Below are 22,746 nucleotides of genomic sequence, written 5' to 3'. Positions count from 1 at the left end.
GGCTGGCTCTCAGTCCGCGGCCCGGCGGCGGTCAGCGCGGCTCAGGCGCTCGCAGTCCGCCGAGGATGATCTGTTTCACGGTCTCGGCCAGGGCCGCGTCCGGAGCGCCGCCGACCGGTCGGTACCAGTCCACGATCGAGTTGATGGTGCCCATGGCCAGGCGCGAGGCGGTCCGGGCGTCGATGTCCTGGCGCAGGTCGCCGTCGCTCTGGGCCTGCCGGATCAGCTCGGCGATGCGCAGCGTGATCTCACGGCGACGCTGCAGCGCCTTGACCTCCATCTCGGAGTTCCCGCGCAGCCGCAGCAGCAGCGTGACATAGGGCAATGAAGTGGTCAGCACCTTCACCGATTCACTCAGGATCATCTCCAGCTCGGCCAGAGCGGAGGCGTCCAGCGCCTCCGCCTCGGTGACCACCCGCTCCAGCTCGGCCAGCGAACGGTTCAGCGCGATGTCGAGGATCTCTTCCTTGGAGCTGACATGGTGATAGATCGCTGACTTGGAGATGCCCAGCTCCCGGGAGAGCGCGCCCATCGAGGTCGCCTCATAGCCGTGACGGTTGAAGGTCTCGACACAGACGGTGATGAGCCCCTCACGGTCATAGCCGGGGCGGCCCCGGCGGGAGGCGGACGCCGTCGTCGAAGTGGAGGTCATGACTCCACACTAGTCGCGGGACTATCGGGGTCGCTGATCATAGATTCGGCGCAGCTTGCCCGAGGAGCGGGCCAGAGACCCGGGCTCCTCCACGCTGATCTTGCAGCTGGAGCCGACCTTGACCTTGATCTGACGGGCCAGCTCGGCACCCGCCGTCTCGGCGTCCGCCGCGGAGGTCTCCGGGCGGCGTTCGATGTGCACGGTCATCTCATCCATCTTGCCCGGCCGGGCCAGGCGCAGCTGGAAGTGCGGTGAGAGTTCCTTGATCTCCAGGGCGATCTCCTCGATCTGGGAGGGGAAGAGGTTGACCCCGCGCAGGATGATCATGTCGTCGCTGCGCCCGGTGATCCGCCCCATTCGGCGGTGCCCCGGTCGTTCCGAGCCTGGCAGCAGCCGGGTCAGGTCGTGGGTGCGGTAGCGGATGATCGGCAGCGCCTGCTTGGTCAGCGTGGTGAAGACCAGTTCGCCGTGCTCACCGGTGCGCAGCACCTCTTCGCTGATCGGGTCGATGATCTCCGGTCGGAAGTGGTCTTCCCAGATGGTGGAGCCGTCCTGGCGCTCCACCGATTCACCGGCGACGCCGGGGCCCATCACCTCGGAGAGCCCGTAGATGTCGCAGGCCTTCAATGCGAAGGTCTGCTCGATCTCATGGCGCATCTTGTCCGTCCACGGTTCGGCACCGAGGACGGCGACCTCCAGGGAGGTCTCCCGCGGGTCCACCCCGGCGGCGCGGAAGGCGTCGGCCAGGGCCAACAGGTAGGTCGGGGTGCACAGGATCACCCGAGGCTTGAAGTCTTGGATGAGCTGGACCTGCTTCTCGCTCTGGCCCCCCGACATCGGGATCACGGTCGCCTTGAGCTTCTCGATCCCGTAGTGGGCGCCCAGGCCGCCGGTGAAGAGCCCGTAGCCGTAGGCATTGTGCACCAGGTCTCCCGGGCGGACCCCGGAGTAGCGCAGGCAGCGAGCCAGCAGGGTCGCCCAGTTCTCGATGTCCGCATCGGTGTAGCCGACCACCGTGGGTCGCCCGGTGGTGCCGGAGGATGCGTGCACCCGGCGGATCTGCTCCATGGGCACGGCGAAGGCCTTGAACGGGTAAGCCGCACGCAGGAATTCCTTGTCCGTGAACGGGAACTTCGCAAGGTCCTCCAGCGTCTGCAGGTCCTCCGGGCCGACGCCGTGGGCGTCATAGAGCTCACGGTAGGCCGCGACGTTGTCGTAGGCGTGGCGCAGGGTCTGCTGCAGCCGGGTGAGCTGGAGCGCCTCGATCTCCTCGCGACTCATCAGCTCCTGGGCATCGGGCAGTCCGGGGTCGGTGGCGGGGATCGCGGCGGTTTCGGTGTTCAAGATGCTCATCGGGTCACTTCTTTCCGGGGGAGGCGATGGTGCGCGAGCGACCGCGGAAGACGCCGAGCAGGTCGTCTCCGCGAGTGATTAGCACGTCGTAGACGCCGCTGCGTCCGGTGCTCGCCACTTCGGTCGCCTCGGCGGTGATCGTCTCGCCGAGCAGGGCAGGCTTCAGGAAGTTGATGTCGACCCCGGAGGCCACGGTGATGGTGCCCTCGTCGAGGCTCGGATGGTTGCAGGCCATGGCGAAGCAGGTGTCTGCCAGGGCGAAGAGCATTCCCCCGTGGGCGATGTCGAAGCCGTTGGTCATGTCTTCGCGGATCTCCATGCTGATCCGGGCGTGGCCCGGGTCTGCGGTGAGCACCTCGATGCCGAGCGCCTGTGAGGCCCGGTCATTCTCCAGCATTCGGTGCCGCGGGCGATCCGTGGGGCGCGAGTCAAGGCTCTCGGGGGCGAGCTGGGCGGACTCAGTCATCGGTGCTCCTCATCGCATTTCCAGACCGAATGGTCAGTAAGTAAACTCAAGCACCGGAGTGGATGTGATGTCAAGCACAGATAGCAGTGGTCCACCTGCTGGCCCCACCGGGCAGCACCATGACTCAGCGTGGCTGGGGTCGGAACCGAACCGGCCGGGGGCTCCTACTGGCGCAGCGCGTCGGTGTAGCCCGAACGGAAATCCGGGTGCAGCACCTCGCCGAGCAGACCATGCAGCACCGACCCGTCCAGGGCTTTGCCGTGGCCCGCGCGCAGCAGCGCGGAATCGAACAGGGCGTCGGTGCGCTGGCGGACCGGCGAGTTCGAGGGCAGCGAGTCCAGCACCGCGGGATCCAGTCGCGGATCGCTCCACGGTCGGGGAAGTTCCAGCTGGTCGGCCATCCAGTTGTGCACCACGCCCAGGGGCACCGGGAGCTCATCCACGCCCAGCACCAGCTCCGGCGGGGCCGTGGAGGTCAAGAGCTCGACGGCGGCGCGCGCGGCGTCCTCGGAATGGACTCGGTTTGAGATCCTCCAGGCCTCATGGGTGTCCTGACCTGCGGACTCACCCACCGAACCGGAGCGCAGCTGCTTGATCAGGCGGTCCCGGCCCGGTCCGTAGATCCCGGCCAGGCGCAGGATGCCGCTGCGTGAGCGCCCCGAGGACTCGGCGCCGGCGCTCCGCCACTGCTCCAGCAGCGCCTCGGTGCGGGCCAGGATCTCACCGGTCGGGCTGGCGGGGGTGCGCGCGGCGGACTCGTCCAGCCGTCCTGCGGCGTCGCCGAGGACCGAGGTGGAGGAGACCAGGAGCACCTGCACCGTCTCGGCGAGACCTGCCTGCGTGATCCGCTCCAGCACTCGTTCGAGTCCCCGGAGGTAGACCTGCTCGTAACGCTGCGGGTCACGGCTTCCGGCGGCGGGGGAGAAGACCACTGCCGTGGTGTCGGAGGGCAACGTCGGGATGCTGGACTCCTCGGTGAGGTCCATGGCCGCGCCGTCGAAGGCCGCAGGCAGGCGCTCCGGACTGCGTCGCCAGCCCGAGACGCTCCAGCCGCGCTCGAGAAGCCGGTGTCCGATCCGGGTGCCCACATCGCCGCATCCCACCAACACGGCACGCGGCACTGAGGAGTCGGCGGGCAGCGGGGCGGCGGAGGAAGTCATGGTCCGAGCCTAACGATTTCCCGCAGGATACGGTGATCAGTGCTGGTCACAAGTCGAGATGACAGCAGATGCCCACCCCGACCCCTGAGAAGAGCGCCGGACGATGAGCCCCAGAGACGCATTCCTGCCCACCGCGGCGATCGCCGCAGCGCTGGCCCTGAGCAGCTGCGGTTCCCCGGAGGACGAGCTGCCCCAGGACGATCCGACGCAGCAGAGCGCAGGTCAGGCTGAGGAATCGGCAGAGCCCACCGAGTCAGCTGAGGCGGATGGCTCTGCCGAACCGAGCAGTGGCGCCGATGCAGACGAGTCTGAGCAGCCAGCCGTGGACGAGGGCGTCAGCGATCCCGAGACCGACGAGCCCGACGCCGACGCGGGGGAGACCGACGATCCCGACACCGACGAGGCCGACACCGACGAGGCGTCCGAAGAGGAGGCCCCCGAGGCGGCCGACCTCAGCGATTTCAGCACACAGCCCCAGCCCAGCGAGGACTACGCGGACTTCATGCTCGACGTCAGCCATGACACGGTTCAGGTGCTCAGCGAGATCCGGCTCGGCTCGCATGCGGGCTATGAGCGGATCGTGCTGGAATACGCTCTGGACACCGGCCTGGCGCACCAGGCCCAGTACATCGAGACGGGTGAGCAGGGAACGGGCTTCACCGAGGTGCAGGACGGCGCGGTGGAGGCGATGCTGCTGATCGACGTGCTCGGCACCACCGGAGGCCCCGACGCCGAGGCCGCCGCCTGGAGCGAGGCCTGGAGTCCCGAGTCCGACGCGGCGATGGTGCGCGAGATTCAGCCTGGGGAGCTGGCAGGCGGGGAGAGCCAGGTGCTGATCAGCCTCGATCAGCAGCGCGACTTCCGGGTCCAGCAGCTGACGGATCCGGTGCGCATCGTGGTGGACATCGCCCACAGGTAGATCCCGACGCCCCGTACCGGCCGGGAGGCCGACGCAGAAGAACCCCCGCCAGGACTGCTCCCGACGGGGGTTCTTCTTCACAAAAAGGGCGGAGGCGGGGAGATTTGAACTCCCGGTCCGCTTTGAGGCGGACACTTCATTAGCAGTGAAGCCCATTCGGCCGCTCTGGCACGCCTCCTGTGCCCACGAATCCGGCGAACCGTTCTCATGCGCCCGTCTAGACTAGCGGTTCGTCCAGGAAACTGACAAAGCGCGCGCTCGCAGTACCCTGGTCGGAACCCGACACTCGAAGAATCCATCAGGAGAATCCGCCGCCCATGCCCCGCCAGACCGAGGATCGCAGCGTCGCGCTGATCGGCGCCGGACCCCGCGGCACCTCGTTCCTGGAGCGGCTGCTCGCCGCGCTGGAACACGGCACGGCCGCTGCCCGGACGCCCCGGCTGCGCATCCTGATCATCGATCCGGCACCGCATGGTCCCGGCCGCGTGTGGAATCCGCAGCAGTCGCCGCTGTACCTGATGAACACCCCTGCCAGCTTTCCTACCGCGGCGCCAGCCGGTGCGACCCAGGTCCAGCTGCCGGCGTCCTCGGTGTCCCGTTCCTTCGCGCAGTGGCGTCACGAGCACGAGGCCGAGGAGACCGCCACCTCGGTGCGCGCCGACAGCTTCGAGCCCCCGGTCCTGAGAGGGATCGACCACGGCGGGACCGACACCGACTACCCGACCCGCGCCGCCTACGGGCAGTACCTGAGCTGGCTTCATGCCGAGGTCTGCGCCGGCCTGGAGCGTCAGCCCGGGATCACCGTGGAGCACCTCAGCGCCGAGGTCACCGAGCTGCAGCGCGCCGACGCCGGGTACCAGCTGATGCTCAGCCCCGCCGGCGCGGCCAGCCCGCTCGGCGATGTTCAGAACGGCGAGGCTCAGATCCGTGATGAACCGCTCAGGGTCGATCAGGTGGTGCTGGCGCTGGGACACATCCCGGCCGGATTGAATGAATCCGGGGAGCACTTCACCGAGGTCGCCGAACAGCTCGGACTGCACTACCAGCCGCCGGCGATTCCCACCGAGGTGGACTACTACTCGCTGCCCGCGGGGGAGAACGTCCTGGTCCGGGGGATGGGGTTGAACTTCTTCGACCTGATGATCCAAGCCAGCGTCGGCCGTGGAGGAGTGTTCCATGAACACGCCGACCGTCCGGCCGGGCAGCGGTTGGAGTACCTCGCCACGGGGGATGAGCCGCATCTGGTCGCCGGGTCGCGGCGCGGCACCCCGTACCGGGCCAAGTCCACTGCGCTCACCGAGTCGCCGGGCTTCGCCCCGGTGGGGATCACGCTGCACCACTTGAATCCTGTGGCGGTGGCGGAGGCTGAACGGCGCCACGACCTGCTCGACTTCTCCGCCCACCTGTGGCCGCTGATCCAGCGCGATGTGCTGCGCACCTACTACCGGACTCTGGTGGAGCTCGCTCCGCAGCTCTTTGGCCCGGAGTTCTCCAGCGCGCTGGATGAGCTGCTCGCGGACGCCCATCTCGGTGAGGCCGTGCTGCAGACCCGCGGCCAGCGGCTGCTGCGCGAGCTCGCTCCTGACGTGCTCTGGTTCGACATCCGCTCGCTCGGCAGGCCCTTCGGCGGGCTGACCTTCGAATCCGCCGAGCAGTACCAGGAGCACATGAGCGCCTATCTCGAGGACGACGCCGCGACCTCCGCTGCCGGGGTGCGCAGCCCGGTGAAGATGGCGATCGGCGCGCTGCACCTGGCCCGGATGGAGGTCAAGGCGCTGATCAGTCAGGGCCGGGTGTCCCAGTCCAGCCAGATCAGCGAGATCGAGGGCTGGTTCGAATCTCTGGTGGAGGGCCTGGCCAGCGGTCCGCCGCTGCAACGGATCGAGGAGCTCGCCGCGCTCACCCGGGCCGGAGTCGTCGAGTTCCTCGGACCGGAGCCGATCTTCGACGTGGACCGAGAGACCGGGTTCTACACGGCTGAATCTCCGGCGGTCGCCGCCCCGGCCTACCAGGGGCGCTGGCTGCTCGAGGCGATGATGCCCGCGAATCGTGTCCAGCTCTCCCGGTCACCCCTGGTGGCAGGACTGCTGCGCGGGGGTCTTGCCCGGCCGCGGGAACTTGTCGACGCCTCGGGGGCGCCAAGGGCAGGCAAGGGCTTCGACGTGACCACCGTCCCGCATCGACTGATCCCGATGGACCGCGCCGAGCCGGAGGAGATCTACGTGCTCGGCCTGCAGCTCAGCTCGGTCCAATGGGGCACCGCTATCGCTGCCGAGGCCGGCGGGGACGTGGACTCCTCGGCCCGATCGCTCGCGGACGCAGACGCCGCGGCCCGCGCGATCCTCATCGGTCCGGGCTGCGCGGCTACAGGATCGCCCGCCCAGGATTGAGCCTGTGCTCCGGGTCGAACACGTCCTTGATCCGGCGCTGCACCGCGATGACCTCCTCGGACTGCTCCCAGTCCAGCCAGCGCAGCTTATAGGTGCCGATCCCGTGCTCTCCGCTGATGGTCCCGCCCATCTCCAGCGCGAGCCGAACCGAGCCGTCCAGCGCCGCATTCAGCCGCAGCATGGCCGATGCCGCAGGATCATCCGCTGCGGGATCGACCGTCACTGAGGTGCCCTCGGGCCGAGCGGCGGAGGCGGCGTCGTCGTTGGCTGTGGTCTCGGGGGCGGTGCCGGGGCTCAGCTCGGCGCTGGGGACGCTGAAGGTGGGATGCAGGTTGCCGTCTCCGGCGTGCGCGACCACCTTGAGCTGGACCTGGTGCTCCTCGGCAAGGCCTTCGATGGCGCGGATGTAGTCCACCAGCTTCGAGCGCGGGACTGCGACATCCTCACCCACGCGCACCTCGGTGACGACCCCGTCGCCGCGGGCGTGCCGACGCAGCTCGATCAGCCGCTCGGACTCGGTGGAGCCGGGGTCGCTGACCAACGCGCCGAGGCCGCGCAGCACCTCGCGGATGATCTCGGCCTCGATGGCCGCACCGTGGCCATCGGTCTGGATCAGCAGCAGCGTGTTGCCGCGCCCCGCCAGATCCGAGCCCTGGGCCTCATCCAGGGCGAGCATGGTGTTGTGGTCCAGCAGCTCGGTGATCGCCGGCTGCACCCGAGCCTTGCCGATCTCCAGGACTCCCTGGGCGGCGGTGGTCAGCTCCTCGAAGAACGCCGCGATGGTCTCGGTGTGCTCACTCAGATGGCGCAGTCGCACGGTGACCCCGACGACGATGCCCAGGGTTCCCTCGGACCCGACGAACAGGCTGGTCAGGTCGTAGCCGGCGACACCTTTGAAGGTGGCCTGGCCGGTATGGATCAATGTGCCGTCGGCGAGGACCACGTCCAGGGCCAGCACCGAGTCCCGAGTCACCCCGTACTTGGCGCAGCGCAGGCCGCCGGCGTTGGTGGCGACGTTGCCTCCGATGGTGGAGATGCGGTAGCTCGCCGGGTCAGGGGCGTACATCAGCCCGTGCTCCGCGGCGGCAGCGTTGAGGTCGGCGTTGATCACGCCTGGTTCGACCACGGCGACCTCGTCCTCCGGCCGCATTGCCAGGATCCGGTTCATCCGGGCCAGGTTCAGCACCACGGATCCCTCGGTGGTGTTCGCCCCGCCGGAGACGGAGGTCCCGGCGCCGCGGGTGATCAGCGCGAACCCGTGTTCGGCCGAGAGTCGCACCAGCTTCTGCACGTCCTGGGTCGATTCAGGGAAGACCACAGCGCGCGGTCGGTGCACCTGCCAGTGCTCCAGCGGCCCCTTGTCCACCGAGTGGGCGTCAAGCTCGGCCGGGTCGGTGCTCAAGGCATGCGACGCAAAGGCGCCGCGCAGGATCATCGGGACGTCAGGGTCAGAAGCGGTCATGGAAGCTGAGTCTAGGTCAGGGTTGACCTCGGGATATGGCCTGGAACACACTGAGGCCCAACGAACGCCCCGGATCGGGGAGAGGCGGGTCTGATGTGCACACGAGTGGTCTACCTGGGCGAACAGGACCGTGTGCTGACCGCCCGGTCCATGGACTGGAACGCCGACCTGGGGACGAATCTGTGGGTCTTCCCGCGCGGTCTCCCGCGGAAGGGAGGAGCCGGGCCGCGCTCGCTGACCTGGACATCTCGCTACGGCAGCGTGATCGCCACCGGCTATGACGTCTCGACCACCGATGGGATCAATGAGTGCGGCCTCGTCGCCAATGCGCTTTGGCTGGTGGAATCGCGCTACCCCAGGCTCGATGACGTCCGGCCGAAGCTCTCCCTCGGCGCGTGGGCCCAGTATGTGCTGGATAGCTGCGCCACCGTGGCGGAGGCGGTGGAAGTATTGGCCCGGGAAGACTTTGCCGTGGTCACCGCCGGGGTGCCAGGGCAGCCGCGCGAGGCGACCATGCACCTGTCGATCTCCGATGCTTCTGGGGACAGCGCGATCTGTGAGTACCTGGACGGGACGCTGCAGATCCACCACGACCGGGCGCACCAGGTGATGACCAATTCGCCGCCCTTCGCGGAACAGCTGGCGGTCGACGCCTACTGGCGCGGGATCGGCGGGACCGTGATGCTGCCGGGCACCAACCGCGCCGCAGACCGCTATGTCCGGGCCAGCTTCTACGTCAACGCGGTGCCCCAGGTCGAGGACCGCACCATCGCGACCGCGGCGGTGTTCGGAGTCATCCGCAACGCCTCGGTCCCCTATGGGATCTCCACCCCGGGGCAGCCGAACATCTCCTCGACCCAGTGGCGCACCGTGGCGGACCACAAGGACCGCCGGTACTACTTCGACTCCGCGCTGCGGCCCAGCGTCATCTGGGTCTCGCTGGACCGGCTCGCGCTCGGCGAAGGCTCCGGGGTCCGCCGTCTGGTGCTCAGCGAGGGGCCGCCCGAGGGTCACGTGGGAGAGGTCAGCGATCTGTTCGAACCGGCCGAGCCGTTCGCGTTCCTCGGTCCTGAGTGACCCGTGCCAGCGTGGGATCCTCCGTCGGTGCGGTTCCCTCGGTCTGACCTCGAGCCGAGGGCCGCGCGTGGGTCCGGACCAGCAGAATGGTCAGAACCGAGCCGATGAACGGTGCCAGGACCATCAGGAACGCGAAGGCGATCTTGGGCGCGAGGTCAAGGCTCTGGTTCCGGACCAGCTCCACCGCGGCCCAGAGGAGAGCCGTGGCGTAGGCGATCGGTATGCCCCACCACGCAATGTCGATCCAGGAGGAGTCGATCACTGGATTAAGCGCAATCACTGCGGGAGATGTCGCAGAAGGCATGAGATGGATATCCAATATTTTGGTTCTCTATTTCGAAAGAAACGCTACATTCTCTCGGGCCGGGAAGCCAGTGACCGTCGGCTTCACGGAGCTGGGGCAGACGGGGTGACCGTCCACTGTGGGGCCTCGGCATCACACGCATCGGGCGCGAGGTCTGCGTCGCACTCCTCCGGGACCGGGTAGCTGATCGACTGCGCAGTGCTTGCCCCGACGAAGACCTCGTCCCCATCGGCGTAGTCCTCCCCGTGGAAGGAGATCCCGGATCCGGTGGGGGATTCCGCAAGGATCTCGGTCGGGAAGAGCGCATGGGGGAGAGTCCAGAGATGGAGCGCCTCGACCCGGCAGCAGCGCCACGGATCCTCGCCCGTCGGGCGCCGAACATGACGAACTGCGAACCCGCCGGACCCACCGCACTTGCACCGGAGCATTCCGCGATGCAGACTTATCCCTAGGTCAAGAGTGCCAGCGCAAAACCCCGGTTTGCTGGCCGGCAACCCTCCAGTTCGCGGTGGGGTGCCCCGGGTGACGACCTGGTTGCGGCAGTCCCGGAGAAGATCCAAGGACTGACCGTGGCAAGCGCGGGCCACACACCAGTGCGGGCCCTTCACCCCAGTCCTCAGGACAGGGCCGTACAGGATTCGGCGCCGGCAACACGCTCACCGGCAGCGACGTTCAGATCCGGTCCAGATCCTGGGCCGCATTGAATGGAGAATCCCTTGAGCCACGAGAACACCTGGCAGTTCGAGACCCAGCAGATCCACGCCGGCGTCGCCCCCGACCCGGTCACCGGAGCACGGGCACTGCCGATCCAACAGACCACCTCCTTCGTCTTCCCGGACACCGCCGCGGCCGCGCGCCGCTTCGGCCTCGAGGAGATCGCCCCGATCTACTCCCGCATCGGGAATCCCACCGTCCAGGCGGTGGAGGACAAGATCGCCGCCCTCGAAGGCGGAGTCGGGGCGCTCGCCGTCGGCTCCGGACAGGCCGCCACCTCGCTGGCACTGCTGAACATCGCCCACGCCGGCAGCCACATCGTCGCATCGCCCACGCTCTACGGCGGCACACAGAACCTCTTCAAGCACACCCTGCCGAAGTTCGGCATCGAGGTCTCCTTCGTGGAGGACCCCGATGACCTCGAGTCCTGGCGCGCCGCCACCCGGGAGAACACGGTGGCCTTCTTCGGCGAAGCCGTGGCGAACCCGCGCGGCGACGTGCTCGACATCGAAGGCGTCGCCTCGGTGGCGCACGAGTTCGGCGCGCCGCTGATCATCGACTCCACCCTGACCACGCCCTACCTGATCCGGCCCTTCGACTTCGGCGCCGACGTCGTGGTGCACTCGGCCACCAAGTTCCTCGGTGGGCACGGCACCGCCATCGCCGGGGTGATCGTGGACTCCGGACGCTTCGACTACTTCGCCCACCCCGAGCACTTCCCCGGCTTCTCCACACCGGATGAGAGCTATCACGGGCTGGTCTTCGGCCGCGATCTCGGATCCGAGGGGATCTTCGGAGTCAATCTCTCCTTCATCCTCAAGGCCCGGGTCCAGCTGCTGCGCGACTTCGGACCGGCGCTGTCCCCGCACAACGCCTTCGAGATCAACCTCGGGCTCGAGACCCTCTCGCTGCGGATCGAGCGCCACGTGGAGAACGCCCAGAAGGTGGCCGAATACCTGGAGGCCCACGACGACGTCCGGCGGGTCTACTACTCCGGGCTGCCCTCCAGCCCCTGCTTCGAACGCGCCAAGAAGTACCTGCCGCGCGGGTCCGGGGCGGTGCTGGCCTTCGAGCTCGCCGGGGGAACAGCCGAGGACGACGCCGCCCAGGCGCGTGCCGGCCAGGCCTTCGTGGACGCGCTTGAGCTGCACTCGCTGGTGGCCAACGTCGGGGACGTCCGTTCCCTGGTGATCCACCCCGCCTCGACCACGCACAGCCAGCTCAGCGCCGCCGAGCAGCGCGCCGCCGGGGTCAAGCCCGGACTGGTCCGGCTCTCCGTGGGCCTGGAACACATCGACGACATCATCGCCGACCTGGCCCAGGGCTTCGAGAAGGCCGCCCAGGCCGCAGCATCTGCGGCATCGGAGCATGCTACAGACACCGCCTCCGAGGCCGGCGCGAACAATGTGACGAAGCAAGAAACCGCAGCGGCGGTCTGAGGCTAGGGTGATCAGGTGCTGAACGACTTTGGGAACCGACCTGCCGGAGCGCTGAAGACCGCTGAGGTCGGCGCGTACACCTTTGAGGCCGGCGGGCGGCTGCCTGACGTCACCCTTGCCTACGAGACCTGGGGCACGCTGAACGAGGACGGCAGCAATGCCATCCTGGTCGCACACGCCCTCACCGGTGACTCCCACGTCGCCGCGACCGCGGCGGACCCTTCCATCGGATGGTGGGAGGGGCTGCTCGGGCCCGGCCGCCCGATCGACACCGAGCGCTGGTTCGTCATCGCCCCGGCCATGGTCGGCGGCTGCTACGGCTCCACCGGACCCGCCTCCCTGGATCCCGAGGGGAAGCCTTATGGCTCCCGATTCCCCTTCGTGACCATTCGCGACTCCGTGCACCTCGAAGCCCGGCTGGCTCAGGCCCTGGGCATCGAAAGGTTCCACACGGTGATCGGCGGATCCATGGGAGGTGCCCGGGCGCTGGAATGGGCCGTGACCTACCCCGAGATGGTCGAAGGCGTGGCCGTCTTCGCCTGCGGGGCGGCCTCCACCGCAGAGCAGATCGCCTTCGGCCAGGCCCAGGTCCTGGCCGTGGAGAATGACCCGCACTTCGCCGGCGGCGACTACTACGCCGGTCCGGCTCCGCAGGCCGGGCTCGGACTGGCCCGGCGGATCGCGCACATCACCTACCGCGCAGAATATGAGCTGGCGGTGCGCTTCGGCCGCTCCGCCCAGGGGTCGGAGGATCCCTTCGGCGCGCCCCAGCGCCGGCGCGGCCGCTATCAGGTGGAGTCCTACCTGGACCACCAGGCCGAGAAGCTTCTGAAGCGTTTCGACCCCAACGCCTACATCGTCCTCGCCGAGGCACTGATGAGCCACGACGTCGGCCGCGGACGCGGGGGAGTGGACGAGGCGCTTGCCGGAGTCACCGCAGTGCCGTTCCTGGCCGCGGTCACCACGGATCGGCTGTACTTCCCAGAGCAGTCCCAGGAGATCGCCGACGCAGTTCCGGGGGAGCATCAGGTGCACATGATCGACTCCCCGATCGGGCACGATGGGTTCCTCACCAGCGCCGAGCAGCTGGGTGACGCCATGCGCGAGACCCTGCGGCTGGGCACCCACACCTCGCTCGCCGCGTCCCTGGCGCACCAGCAGCTCTGATGCACCAGCGGTTCTGATACACCAACAGCTCTGAAACACCAACGGCTCTGAAACATCGGTTTCCGGGGCGTCATTCTGCTGTAACACCTGATCGGGCAGACTGGATCGGGACGAGGAGAGTGATCCATGAGCCTGCCAACCGACCAGCAGTCCAGCACCCGCATCAGCGTGGAGTCCAGCCCCGAGCCCGTCCTGCAGCCCGGCGAGCACCTGCCCGAGGGGGCCCGTTACCTCCCGGCCACCGCGGAGAACATCTTCTGGGGGCGCCTGCCGTGCGCCAGTGACGTTCCGGTGCTGCACATCCAGCCCGGGGAGCAGGTCGTCATCGACACCCTCTCGCATGAAGGCATCCTGGAGGATCAGGGCCGGGACCCCGCCGGATACTTCGCCGGCCACGGCGTCCCGGCCGAGCAGGTGCTCAACGACGCGATCGAGCTGGCCGCCAGCGATCACGCCCGGGACCCGAAGCTCGATGGACCGCATGTGAACACCGGCCCGATCCATGTGGCCGGCGCGCAGCCCGGAGACCTGCTGAAGGTCACCATCGACAAGCTTGAACGCCGGGTGCCCTACGGAATCATCTCCAACCGGCACGGCAAGGGCGCGCTGAACGGGGAGTACCCGCGCGGGGAGGCCAACGTGTCGATCTTCGCCGCCGTGGAGCCCGACGCCGAGGGCGTCCCGCGCGGCTGGATGGCCCCGAAGGCAGGCGCCCCGCGACGGCTGAGCTTCGACCTCGCCCCGTTCTTCGGGACCATCGGGGTGGCCGTGGCCGGCGAGGTCCGGCCGCACTCGGTGCCCCCCGGCGCCCACGGCGGGAACATCGACATCAAGGTGCTCACCGAAGGAACCTCGCTCTACCTCCCGGTCCAGGTGCCCGGCGCGCTGGCCTTCGTCGGGGACCCACACTTCGCCCAGGGCGACGGCGAGGTTGCGCTCACCGCCATGGAAGCCTCGCTGCGCGGACACCTGAGCTTCGAGGTGGTTCCCCGTGAGGAGGCGCTGCGAGCCTTCGGCGAACAGATCGGCCCGCTCGCCGAGACCACCGATCACCTGATCCCCACCGGGATGGATGAGGACCTCGACATCGCGGTGCGCAACTGTGTGCACAACGCGATCGTGCTGCTTCAGGCCCGCTGGGGGCTCGACGCCGAACACGCCTACGCGTATCTCTCCGCGGCCACCGACTTCAACATCTCCCAGGTGGTCGACATCGTCAAGGGCGTCCATGCGAAGGTCTCCGTCAAAGACTTCGCAGGGCTGTGATGGACCGGGTCACGCAGCAATCACCCGCGATGCCCCCGTCCCAGGCCGCGGCAGAGCACCCGATCGACGCGACGGTCTGGCGGGTCGGCGGGGACGCCGGCGCGCCACTGGTGCCCGCCACCGGAACGGGGAGTCTGGACGGGCACACCCTCGCGGTGAAGGACCTCTACGCCGTGGCAGGGCATCGGATCGGCGCCGGGAACCCGAGCTGGCTCGCCGACGCGCCGGTTCAAGACACCACCGCCACCGCGATCACCCAGCTGCTCGACGCCGGCGCCGCGATCGCCGGCATCGCGCAGACCGATGAGCTCGCGCTCTCCCTGGCCGGAACCAACCAGCACTACGGCACCCCGCCCAATCCAGCCGCACCGCAGCGGATCAGCGGCGGGTCCAGCTCCGGCTCCGCATCCGCCGCGGCGCTGGGCCAGGCGAGCATCGGACTGGGCAGCGACACCGGCGGCTCCATCCGGGTGCCCGCCTCCTACCAGGGGCTCTGGGGCATCCGCAGCACCCACGATGCCATCGCCCTGGACGGAGTGCAGCCGCTGGCGCAGAGCTTCGACACCATCGGGTGGATGACCCGCGACGCGGACACCCTCGCCGCCGTCGCACAGGTGCTGCTGCGCCACCCCGCCACTTCTCCAGGTGATCCGGTCCTCAACTCCGAGCCGGCGCTGAAGATCATCCCGACCCTTTTCGACCAGGTGCAGCCGGAGGTCACCGAGGCCGTGCGCGCGGCACTGACCGCCCAGTCCGGCTCCGGAGCTGACGGCAGTGCCGAACGCTCGCCGCAGAGCCCCGGGAGTCCGATCGAAGAGATCGAAGGCGTCACCCCGGAGATGCACGCGGCCTGGTTCGAGGCGTTCCGGATCATTCAGTTCCGCGAGGCCTGGGCCAACCACGGAGAATGGATCGCCCACCACTGGGAGACGATGGCCTCCGACGTCGGCGCCAGGTTCCGGATGGCCAGCGAGCTCACGGCAGACCAGGAGATGCAGGCCCGGGCGCTGGCCGCCGGAGCCCGCCGGATCATCCGCCGCTGGGTCGGCGACGAGATCCTCGCCGTGCCCTCCGCCGCCGGGCCGGCACCGCTTCGTGCGGATGCCGCCTTGGGCGGCACCGTGATCGAAGAGCATCGCCGCAGCACCATGCTGCTGACCTGCCTTGCAGGCCTTGCCGGTCTTCCCGCGGTCAACGTCCCGCTGCGCACCCGCGACCACCTGCCCACCGGCGTCTGCCTGATCGGCCCCGCTGGCAGCGATATCGCGCTGATCCATCGGGCCGCCGCCTTCCATGCCAGAATCCCGGCCCACCAGAGCTATGGGTCCGGAGTCACGGAAACGGAGATCCATGAGACTGACTGAGTTCAACGCCGCGTCGCCCGAGGAGCTCAAGGAGCTGCTCGATGCCTGCGTGCCGATTCCCGCCTGGCGAGCTGCGCTGCTGGCCCGGCGGCCCTACGCGCACGTCGAGCAGCTGACCCAGGTCGCGACCGAGATCGCCCAGGACTGGACCGACCTGGAGGTGGACGCCGCACTGGCCCATCACCCCCGGATCGGCGAGAAGGTCCAGGGCGAGACCCGGGAGGCGCGGGCCTCCCGGCGTGAACAGGGAAGCCTCAGCCAGGACGAGGCCGCGCAGCAGGAATGGATCAGCGCGAACCGGGCCTATGAGGACCGCTTCGACCGGATCTTCCTGATCCGGGCCGCCGGACGCACCCCGGCCCAGATGATGACCCAGCTGCAGCTGCGGCTGCAGAACACCCCCGAGGAAGAGGCCATCATTCGCAGAGGACAGCTGGCCGAGATCGCTGTCGGTCGCCTGGAGCACAGCGTTTCCTGAGGATACGTCCTCGTTTCATGGATGAAACAATAGTTTCAGTACGATGGTTTCCATGAGTTCCAGCCAGATCAATCCGCCCCCGCGGCTGCTGATGGGCCCCGGCCCGATCAATGCCGACCCGCGCGTGCTGCGCGCCATGTCCGCCCAGCTGGTGGGCCAGTACGACCCGGCGATGACCGGGTACATGAACGAGGTCATGGAGCTCTACCGCGGAGTGTTCAAGACTTCCAACGAGGCCACCGTGGTAGTGGACGGCACCTCCCGGGCCGGGATCGAGGCCGCACTGATCTCGCTGATCGAACCGGGAGCCAAGGTGCTGGTCCCGATCTTCGGCCGCTTCGGGCACCTGCTCAAGGAGATCGCCGTGCGCGCCGGGGCCGAGGTGGCCGTCCGCGAGAAGGCCTGGGGCCAGGTCTTCACACCCGAGGAGATCGAACAGGCCATCCTCGAGGAGCAGCCCACCCTGCTCGCGCTGGTCCAGGGCGACACCTCCACGACCATGAACCAGCCGCTTGAGGACATCGGCGCGATCTGCCGAACCCACGGCGTGCTGTTCTACACCGACGTCACGGCCTCCCTGGCCGGCAACGAGTTCCGCGCCGACGACTGGGGGATCGACGCGGTCACCGCCGGGCTGCAGAAATGCCTCGGCGGGCCCTCCGGCTCCGCTCCGATCAGCCTCTCCGATCGCGCGGTGGAGGTCATCCGCTCCCGCCGCCACGTGGAGGAGGGCATCGCCGACGGCACCGAAGGTCGCGGCCGGCGCATCGCCTCGAACTACTTCGACCTGGCGATGATCCTCGACTACTGGGGCCCGCAGCGACTGAACCACCACACCGAGGCCACCTCGATGCTCTACGGCGCCCGCGAATGCGCCCGGCTGCTGCTTCAAGAAGGCATCGACACCGCCATCGCCCGGCATCAGCTCCACGGCGCGGCCATGCTCGCCGGCGTCCAGGGCCTGGGCCTGCAGGTCTTCGGGGACATCGCCCACAAGATGAACAACGTGGTCGCCGTGCGGATCCCGGAGGGGATCGACGGCGATGCGGCCCGCCAGGCGATGCTGCATGACTTCGGGATCGAGATCGGCACCAGCTTCGGTCCGCTGCACGGGAAGGTCTGGCGCATCGGCACCATGGGCTATAACGCCCGCAAGGACGCGGTGCTGCTCACCCTGGCCGCACTGGAACAGGTGCTGCGCGCCGGCGGTGCCCACCTGAACCCGGGCGGAGGAGTTGGCGCGGCCACCGAGGTGTATCAGGACGCCGCGGCCCCCGAGGAGGCCGCCCGATGAGCCGTGACCCTGTCATGACGAGCGACGCCGCGGCCGCGCTGATTATGGCCCGCTGCGATGAGCTCGCCGGGATCAGCGCGATGCCCGAGGGCATCCTGCGCGCCTACCTCACCGAGGAGCACCGCCGGCACAACGCGCTCGCCGCCCGGTGGATGGTCGAGGCCGGACTCGAGGTCTGGCAGGACGCCGCAGGCAACCAGTGCGGGCGGCTCGAGGGCACCCGGCCCGGACTGCCCACCCTGGTCATCGCCTCCCACCTGGACACCGTGCCCGATGCCGGGCGCTACGACGGGATCCTCGGGGTGCTGCTCGGGATCGAGACCGCGCGTCGACTCGCCCCGCACGCCAGCGAGCTGCCCTTCGCCGTGGAGATCGTCGCCTTCGCCGATGAGGAGGGCACCCGCTTCGGCGCCACCCTGCTGGGCTCCCGGGCCATGGCCGGCACCTGGGACGCGGGCTGGTGGGAGGCCACCGACGCCGCGGGCATCAGCATGGCCCAGGCCTTCTGGGACTTCGGCCTGGACCCCGAGAAGATCCACGACGCCGCGCGGGCGCCCGAAGACCTGGTCGGCTATCTCGAGGCCCATATCGAACAGGGCCCCTACCTCGAGGCCGCCGGACGACCGCTGGGACTGGTCAGCTCGATCGCCGGAGCCCGTCGGTTCAAGCTCACCATCCTCGGGGAGGCCCGGCACGCCGGGGGCACCCCCTACGAACGCCGCCGCGACGCGCTGATCGGAGCCGCCCAGGCGGTGCTCGACGTCGAACGGATCGGCCGAGACCGCGGGGTCATCGCCACGGTCGGTCAGCTCGACACCCGCCCCGGCGCGGTCAACGTGGTCCCCGGCGAGGTGGAGTTCTCCCTGGACCTGCGCGCGGAATCCGACACGCTGCGCGACTCCGCCTGGGACGAGATCCACGCCGCGCTGAGCGGCTTCTGCACCCAGCGCCGCCTGGAGCTGGTCATCGAAGAGATCCACTCGGCCCCCACGGTGAGCTGCTCACCGCGGCTGCGCCAGGCGCTCGCCGCCGGGGTCGCCGAGACCGGGGACCACGACCCGATCACGCTGTACTCCCGGGCCGGTCACGACGCCATGGCCATGGCGGCGGTCACCGAGATCGGGATGCTCTTCACCCGGTGCGAGGACGGGATCAGCCACCATCCGGAGGAGAATGTGCTGGAGGCAGACGTGGCGCTGGCCCTGCAGGCCCTGGAGCGCGCGGTCTGGGCCGTGGCCGCCGAGCACCGAGAGTGAGCAGCAGATGACGAAGTCCCCCGCCCAGGATCCTGATTCCCGATCCCGCGCAGAGTCCCGATCCGAGGCCGACCCGCGGCTCGACACCGAGACCCGGATCGACGCCCGGATCGACGCGCGCTACGGCAGCCTCCCGCCCCAGGAGCGCCACGTCGCAGACTTCCTGCTCGAACACCTGGGCGACCTGGCGATCTTCTCCGCCGCGGACATCAGCCGCGAGACCGGGGTCTCGAAGGCCACCGTCTCCCGGCTCTTCCGGAAGCTGGACTTCGAGGACTTCCGCGAGGTCAAGGACCACGCCCGGGCGCTGCGCAGCCGCGGGGTCCCGACCGCGGCACCGGTGACCTCGGCCGACAACGACGCCTCCACCGGAGTCCAGCGCCACGAGGCGCGCGACCACGAGAACCTCGCCCGGCTCGGCGCCGGTCTGGCCGAGGGCCGGCTGCAGCAGGCGGTGGAGATGCTCGCCGCCGCGGAACGGGTGATCGTGCTGGGCCTGCGCAACAGCTATCCGGTCGCGCTGCACCTGCACCAGCAGCTCATCCAGACCCGGTCCAAGGTGCGCCTGGCCCCGCAGCCGGGGCAGACCCTGGGCGAGGAGCTTGCCGGGATCGGCTCCGGGGACCTGGTGGTGGCGGTGGGCTTCCGACGTCGTCCCGTGGTCTTCGGGCGGGCGGTGCGGGCGGTGGCCGCATCACCGGCACAGCTGCTCTGCCTCGGTGACTCCACCTCGCGGCACTACGCGATGGAGGCGGACTGCTGGATCGAATGCCCCATCGACTCCGAGGGCGCCTTCGACAGCTACGCCGCCGCGATGTCACTGGTCAGCCTGCTGGCCAACGGGGTGCTCAACCGGCAGCTCGGCGCGGGACGCAGACGGCTCTCGGCGATCGCGAAGGCCTACGACGAACTCGAGGAGCTCGAACACTGAACGGGACGGGCTCGACCACGGAACACAGGCGCTCGAACGCTGAACGGGACGGGCCCGACCCCGACCCCACCGCCCCGGAGCACGCACGCAGATCACGACAGGAGCCACGATGAGCCTGATCACCACCCACGTCCTGGACACCAGCACCGGAACCCCCGCCGCGGGCATCCAGGTCACCCTGCGCGGACCGCAGCAGCAGCAGATCGCCACCGGAACCACCGACGCCGACGGGCGCGTCGGCGACCTCGGCCCGGAGTCGCTGACCCCCGGGACCTACGAGCTGGTCTTCGCCACCGGGGAACACTTCGAGGCCCGCGGGGTCGAGCACTTCTTTCCCCAGGTGAGCCTCGCGTTCTCCGTAGAGGCCGCGGCTGAGCACTATCACGTGCCGCTGCTGCTGAGCCCCTTCGGCTACACCACCTACCGGGGCAGCTGAGCCCCCGGCCACACCCGCCCCGGACGCGCCTGCCAGCACCATCCTCAGTCGCCACAACCTCCGCGCCCCACCCAGAAACAGGAGCACCCCATGAGCAGTTCCGACGTCGTCCTCGGTCCGAACCAATACGGCAAGGCCGAGGTCCGGGTGGTCCGGGTCAACCGGGAGACCCCGGTCCATAGGCTCATGGACCTCAATGTGAGCTCGCTGCTGCGCGGTGACTTCACCGACTGCTACCGCAGCGGAGACAACTCCAGGGTCATCGCCACCGATACCCAGAAGAACACGGTCTACGCCTTCGCCAAGGAGCACGGGATCTCCACCCCGGAGGAGTTCCTGCTCCTGCTGGGCCGGCACTTCACCGCGCAGGACGAGGTCAGCGGGGGCCGCTGGACCGCGGAGTCCTACCCCTGGGAACGGATCCAGGTGCCCGGACCCGAAGGTGAGCCGCGCGCCCATGAGCATTCCTTCGTGAAGTCCAAGCAGGAGATCCGCACCGCCGCGCTCACCGTCCAGGACGGGGTGGAGCACCTGCTGGGCGGGTTCAGCGATCTCACCGTGCTCAAGACCACCGGCAGCGAATTCTCCGGATTTCCCCGAGACCGGTACACCACCCTTCCGGAGACCCAAGACCGGATCATGGCCACTGACATCACCGCCCGCTGGCTCTTCGCTGCGGACCCCGGCGCCCAGGGAGGCGCTGCGGAGACCGACTTCGACGCGGTCTTCGCCACGGTCAAGCAGCTGGTGCTGGAGCAGTTCGCGCTGGTGCATTCGCTGTCCCTGCAACAGACCCTCTACGCCGCCGGCGAGGCGGTGCTCGGCGCCGTGCCCGAGATCGAGGACATCCGCTTCGTGATGCCCAACAATCACCACTATGTGGTGGACCTGAGCCGATTCGGCCTGGAGAACCCGAACGAGGTCTTCCAGGCCGGGGACCGGCCCTATGGTCTGATGAACGCCTCCGTGACCCGCCGCGACGCCCCCTCCCGGCCGCATGCCTGGGAGTGGCTGGGCGGTTTCTGCTGACCACCTGCGCGGGGTACGAGAAACAGGTGTTCCGTAGTGCATGAAACGCGGAACGCATGTTTCTTATGGCGGTAATCGCTCGGAAACACGGCCCTAACAACGGACTCATACCGTGGGAGCAACCAGCCGGTTTCACCGTGACAGGAAGTTGCTCCCATGACTGCCGAGACCACCGCCGCCCGCACCTCCGAGCAGGCGCAGGCCTCCCCGGCGGAGCCTGACGCCGCGCACGCAGGGTCGGCGACGCGCAGCCCGGTGGATCAGATGCCGCCGCTGCGTCGGGCGTTCCCGCTCGCCATCCAGCATCTGCTGGCGATGTTCGTCGGCAACGCGGCGCCTCCGCTGATCGTGGCCACCGCCATCGGCATGGCGGCCGGCGAGACCACCCTGATGGTGCAGCTGGCGATGATCGTCTCCGGTGTGACCACACTGCTGCAGACCCTCGGCGCGGGGCCGATCGGGTCTCGGTTGCCGGTGATGCAGGGCACCAGCTTCGCCTTCCTCGCGGTGGCGATCCCGATCGCCCAGGAGTTCGGCATCGCCGCGGTCTTCGGCGGGGCCTTCGTGGCCGGGTTCGTCCAGGTGATCTTCGGCGGGGCGCTGCACTGGATCTCCCGGCTCTTCCCGCCGCTGGTCTGCGGGGTCATCATCTTGATCATCGGGATCAAGCTCATGCCCACCGCGATCGACTACGCCGCCGGCGGGGCCCCCGCCCAGGCCGCGGGTGACTACGGGGCGCTGTTCCACTTCGGCATCGCCGCCCTGGTGGTCGCCGTGACCGTGGCATGCAACCAGTTCGGCCGCGGCTTCCTCTCGGTGGCCTCCGTGCTGATCGGTCTCCTCGTCGCTACGCCGTGGCGGCCGCCTTCGGCATGGTGAGCCTGCAGGCCGTGGCCGAGGCCGACTGGATCTTCGCCCCGACGCCGCTGCACTTCGGCCTGGACTTCACCAGCGCCGCCATCATCGCGATCACCATCATCGCGCTGGCCTCCTCGATGGAGTCCATCGGGGACCTCACCGCGGTCTCGCGCACCGCGATCGGCAAGTCCCCGACCTCGCGCCAGCTCAGCGGCGGTGTCATGGCCGATGGCATCGGCACCTCGCTGGGCGCGCTCTTCGGCGCCATGCCCAACACCACGTTCAGCCAGAACACCGGAGTCGTGGTGCTCAGCGGGGTGGTCAGCCGGTTCGTCGTCGCACTGGCCGGCGGCATCCTGCTGCTGGCCGGCTTCGTGCCGAAGTTCGCCGCCTTCTTCAGCACCATCCCCTACGCCGTGCTCGGTGGTGCGGTGCTGGTGATGTTCTCGATGGTCGCCTCCGCGGGCATCCAGGTGATCGGCAGCGAGGTGCTCAACCGCCGCGCCATGCTGATCGTCGCGGTCTCCCTCGGGCTCGGCATCGGCTTCTCCTTCGCCCCGGAGGAGGTGACCGCCGCCTTCTCCGCCGACATCGCGCTGCTGCTGTCCTCCGGGATCGTGCCGGCGATGCTCAGCGCGGTGGTGCTGAACGCTGTGCTGCCGAAACAGGCCCCGGCGGGTCGAGACCCTGCGGCAGGCTCTGCGGCAGGCCCTGCGGCAGGCACCTCGCAG

Annotated in this window: 20 protein-coding genes, 1 tRNA gene, 1 pseudogene and 1 riboswitch; of the genes and pseudogenes, 14 read left to right on the top strand and 8 right to left on the bottom strand. The window is 68.9% G+C overall.

What is annotated here, in order from left to right:
- Positions 1–31 precede the first annotated feature (31 nt).
- The 4 genes from BG28_RS03710 to BG28_RS03695 form a co-directional block, all read right to left on the bottom strand.
- Positions 32–652, bottom strand: coding sequence for a TetR/AcrR family transcriptional regulator (locus tag BG28_RS03710; protein WP_036474341.1), 621 nt, complete (start codon positions 650–652; stop codon positions 32–34).
- A gap of 21 nt (positions 653–673) precedes the next feature.
- Entirely contained in the window at positions 674–2,005 is a 1,332-nt protein-coding gene (locus BG28_RS03705; RefSeq protein WP_051500942.1) for an AMP-binding protein, read from the bottom strand.
- Positions 2,006–2,009: 4 nt separating this feature from the next.
- Positions 2,010–2,471 (bottom strand): hydroxyphenylacetyl-CoA thioesterase PaaI, encoded by a 462-nt coding sequence (gene paaI / locus BG28_RS03700; protein WP_051500941.1) that lies wholly within the window; start codon positions 2,469–2,471, stop codon positions 2,010–2,012.
- A 164-nt stretch (positions 2,472–2,635) separates the two neighbouring features.
- Positions 2,636–3,631, bottom strand: a complete 996-nt coding sequence (locus BG28_RS03695) for an NAD-dependent epimerase/dehydratase family protein (protein ID WP_051500940.1) — start codon at positions 3,629–3,631, stop codon at positions 2,636–2,638.
- Between the two features lie 103 nt (positions 3,632–3,734).
- On the opposite strand from BG28_RS03695, the gene BG28_RS03690 reads away from it, so the two are divergent.
- The gene (locus BG28_RS03690; RefSeq protein WP_036474340.1) at positions 3,735–4,550 is read left to right on the top strand and encodes a hypothetical protein; all 816 of its coding nucleotides are present in this window, start codon (positions 3,735–3,737) and stop codon (positions 4,548–4,550) included.
- A gap of 89 nt (positions 4,551–4,639) precedes the next feature.
- Here the strand turns inward: BG28_RS03690 and BG28_RS03685 are convergent.
- Positions 4,640–4,728 (bottom strand) — tRNA-Ser (locus BG28_RS03685).
- A gap of 139 nt (positions 4,729–4,867) precedes the next feature.
- Here BG28_RS03685 and BG28_RS03680 point away from each other — a divergent pair.
- The gene (locus BG28_RS03680; RefSeq protein WP_036474339.1) at positions 4,868–6,940 is read left to right on the top strand and encodes an FAD/NAD(P)-binding protein; all 2,073 of its coding nucleotides are present in this window, start codon (positions 4,868–4,870) and stop codon (positions 6,938–6,940) included.
- Here the strand turns inward: BG28_RS03680 and BG28_RS03675 are convergent.
- The gene (locus tag BG28_RS03675; RefSeq protein WP_051500939.1) at positions 6,915–8,402 is read right to left on the bottom strand and encodes an FAD-binding oxidoreductase; all 1,488 of its coding nucleotides are present in this window, start codon (positions 8,400–8,402) and stop codon (positions 6,915–6,917) included. The two genes, BG28_RS03680 and BG28_RS03675, sit on opposite strands and share 26 nt — an antisense overlap.
- 93 nt (positions 8,403–8,495) lie before the next feature.
- Here BG28_RS03675 and BG28_RS03670 point away from each other — a divergent pair, with 93 nt between their 5' ends.
- Positions 8,496–9,479: a linear amide C-N hydrolase gene (locus BG28_RS03670; protein ID WP_036474337.1), complete on the top strand. Its 984-nt coding sequence runs from the start codon at positions 8,496–8,498 to the stop codon at positions 9,477–9,479.
- Here the strand turns inward: BG28_RS03670 and BG28_RS15600 are convergent.
- Complete coding sequence (locus BG28_RS15600; protein ID WP_161634791.1) at positions 9,427–9,783, bottom strand: hypothetical protein; 357 nt, start codon at positions 9,781–9,783, stop codon at positions 9,427–9,429. The two genes, BG28_RS03670 and BG28_RS15600, sit on opposite strands and share 53 nt — an antisense overlap.
- A gap of 451 nt (positions 9,784–10,234) precedes the next feature.
- Positions 10,235–10,368, top strand: a riboswitch (SAM riboswitch).
- A 131-nt stretch (positions 10,369–10,499) separates the two neighbouring features.
- Between BG28_RS15600 and BG28_RS03655 the strand changes: the two genes are divergently transcribed.
- The 11 genes and pseudogenes from BG28_RS03655 to BG28_RS16680 all read left to right on the top strand — a co-directional run.
- Positions 10,500–11,936, top strand: a complete 1,437-nt coding sequence (locus tag BG28_RS03655; protein WP_235180951.1) for an O-acetylhomoserine aminocarboxypropyltransferase/cysteine synthase family protein — start codon at positions 10,500–10,502, stop codon at positions 11,934–11,936.
- A gap of 15 nt (positions 11,937–11,951) precedes the next feature.
- Positions 11,952–13,103 (top strand): homoserine O-acetyltransferase, encoded by a 1,152-nt coding sequence (locus BG28_RS03650; protein ID WP_051500937.1) that lies wholly within the window; start codon positions 11,952–11,954, stop codon positions 13,101–13,103.
- Between the two features lie 126 nt (positions 13,104–13,229).
- Positions 13,230–14,369 (top strand): acetamidase/formamidase family protein, encoded by a 1,140-nt coding sequence (locus BG28_RS03645; RefSeq protein WP_084479409.1) that lies wholly within the window; start codon positions 13,230–13,232, stop codon positions 14,367–14,369.
- A gap of 29 nt (positions 14,370–14,398) precedes the next feature.
- Positions 14,399–15,733: an amidase family protein gene (locus BG28_RS03640; RefSeq protein ID WP_152539194.1), complete on the top strand. Its 1,335-nt coding sequence runs from the start codon at positions 14,399–14,401 to the stop codon at positions 15,731–15,733.
- Positions 15,720–16,211, top strand: coding sequence for a 2-oxo-4-hydroxy-4-carboxy-5-ureidoimidazoline decarboxylase (gene uraD, locus BG28_RS03635; protein WP_036474333.1), 492 nt, complete (start codon positions 15,720–15,722; stop codon positions 16,209–16,211). Before BG28_RS03640 ends, uraD begins: the two co-directional genes overlap by 14 nt.
- 52 nt (positions 16,212–16,263) lie before the next feature.
- Entirely contained in the window at positions 16,264–17,505 is a 1,242-nt protein-coding gene (locus tag BG28_RS03630) for an alanine--glyoxylate aminotransferase family protein (RefSeq protein WP_152539193.1), read from the top strand.
- Positions 17,502–18,761, top strand: a complete 1,260-nt coding sequence (locus BG28_RS03625) for an allantoate amidohydrolase (RefSeq protein WP_036474329.1) — start codon at positions 17,502–17,504, stop codon at positions 18,759–18,761. Before BG28_RS03630 ends, BG28_RS03625 begins: the two co-directional genes overlap by 4 nt.
- A gap of 7 nt (positions 18,762–18,768) precedes the next feature.
- The gene (locus BG28_RS03620) at positions 18,769–19,692 is read left to right on the top strand and encodes a MurR/RpiR family transcriptional regulator (RefSeq protein WP_084479406.1); all 924 of its coding nucleotides are present in this window, start codon (positions 18,769–18,771) and stop codon (positions 19,690–19,692) included.
- A 109-nt stretch (positions 19,693–19,801) separates the two neighbouring features.
- On the top strand, positions 19,802–20,128 hold the full coding sequence (uraH, locus tag BG28_RS03615; protein ID WP_036474327.1) for a hydroxyisourate hydrolase: 327 nt from the start codon (positions 19,802–19,804) through the stop codon (positions 20,126–20,128).
- Between the two features lie 90 nt (positions 20,129–20,218).
- Complete coding sequence (gene pucL / locus BG28_RS03610; RefSeq protein WP_036474325.1) at positions 20,219–21,157, top strand: factor-independent urate hydroxylase; 939 nt, start codon at positions 20,219–20,221, stop codon at positions 21,155–21,157.
- Positions 21,158–21,313: 156 nt separating this feature from the next.
- Positions 21,314–22,518, top strand: a pseudogene (locus BG28_RS16680) (uracil-xanthine permease family protein); the annotation flags it as partial.
- On the opposite strand, the gene BG28_RS16070 reads toward BG28_RS16680, so the two are convergent.
- Positions 22,425–22,739, bottom strand: a complete 315-nt coding sequence (locus tag BG28_RS16070; protein WP_235180950.1) for a hypothetical protein — start codon at positions 22,737–22,739, stop codon at positions 22,425–22,427. The pseudogene BG28_RS16680 and the gene BG28_RS16070 overlap by 94 nt on opposite strands.
- Positions 22,740–22,746 lie beyond the last annotated feature (7 nt).

Origin of the sequence: Nesterenkonia sp. AN1 (assembly GCF_000582475.1) — a bacterium.
Classification (GTDB): domain Bacteria; phylum Actinomycetota; class Actinomycetes; order Actinomycetales; family Micrococcaceae; genus Nesterenkonia; species Nesterenkonia aurantiaca.
The sequence above is the reverse complement of the archived record's forward strand: the minus strand, read 5'-3'. Positions and strand labels throughout refer to the sequence as shown.

What these genes read in the sequence shown, in the direction of transcription:
- BG28_RS03710 (WP_036474341.1), bottom strand. Translation starts at nt 652, where the DNA reads ATGACCTCCACTTCGACGACGGCGTCCGCCTCCCGCCGGGGCCGCCCC.
- BG28_RS03705 (WP_051500942.1), bottom strand. Translation starts at nt 2,005, where the DNA reads ATGAGCATCTTGAACACCGAAACCGCCGCGATCCCCGCCACCGACCCC.
- paaI (WP_051500941.1), bottom strand. Translation starts at nt 2,471, where the DNA reads ATGACTGAGTCCGCCCAGCTCGCCCCCGAGAGCCTTGACTCGCGCCCC.
- BG28_RS03695 (WP_051500940.1), bottom strand. Translation starts at nt 3,631, where the DNA reads ATGACTTCCTCCGCCGCCCCGCTGCCCGCCGACTCCTCAGTGCCGCGT.
- BG28_RS03690 (WP_036474340.1), top strand. Translation starts at nt 3,735, where the DNA reads ATGAGCCCCAGAGACGCATTCCTGCCCACCGCGGCGATCGCCGCAGCG.
- BG28_RS03680 (WP_036474339.1), top strand. Translation starts at nt 4,868, where the DNA reads ATGCCCCGCCAGACCGAGGATCGCAGCGTCGCGCTGATCGGCGCCGGA.
- BG28_RS03675 (WP_051500939.1), bottom strand. Translation starts at nt 8,402, where the DNA reads ATGACCGCTTCTGACCCTGACGTCCCGATGATCCTGCGCGGCGCCTTT.
- BG28_RS03670 (WP_036474337.1), top strand. Translation starts at nt 8,496, where the DNA reads ATGTGCACACGAGTGGTCTACCTGGGCGAACAGGACCGTGTGCTGACC.
- BG28_RS15600 (WP_161634791.1), bottom strand. Translation starts at nt 9,783, where the DNA reads ATGCCTTCTGCGACATCTCCCGCAGTGATTGCGCTTAATCCAGTGATC.
- BG28_RS03645 (WP_084479409.1), top strand. Translation starts at nt 13,230, where the DNA reads ATGAGCCTGCCAACCGACCAGCAGTCCAGCACCCGCATCAGCGTGGAG.
- BG28_RS03640 (WP_152539194.1), top strand. Translation starts at nt 14,399, where the DNA reads ATGCCCCCGTCCCAGGCCGCGGCAGAGCACCCGATCGACGCGACGGTC.
- uraD (WP_036474333.1), top strand. Translation starts at nt 15,720, where the DNA reads ATGAGACTGACTGAGTTCAACGCCGCGTCGCCCGAGGAGCTCAAGGAG.
- BG28_RS03630 (WP_152539193.1), top strand. Translation starts at nt 16,264, where the DNA reads ATGAGTTCCAGCCAGATCAATCCGCCCCCGCGGCTGCTGATGGGCCCC.
- BG28_RS03625 (WP_036474329.1), top strand. Translation starts at nt 17,502, where the DNA reads ATGAGCCGTGACCCTGTCATGACGAGCGACGCCGCGGCCGCGCTGATT.
- BG28_RS03620 (WP_084479406.1), top strand. Translation starts at nt 18,769, where the DNA reads ATGACGAAGTCCCCCGCCCAGGATCCTGATTCCCGATCCCGCGCAGAG.
- uraH (WP_036474327.1), top strand. Translation starts at nt 19,802, where the DNA reads ATGAGCCTGATCACCACCCACGTCCTGGACACCAGCACCGGAACCCCC.
- pucL (WP_036474325.1), top strand. Translation starts at nt 20,219, where the DNA reads ATGAGCAGTTCCGACGTCGTCCTCGGTCCGAACCAATACGGCAAGGCC.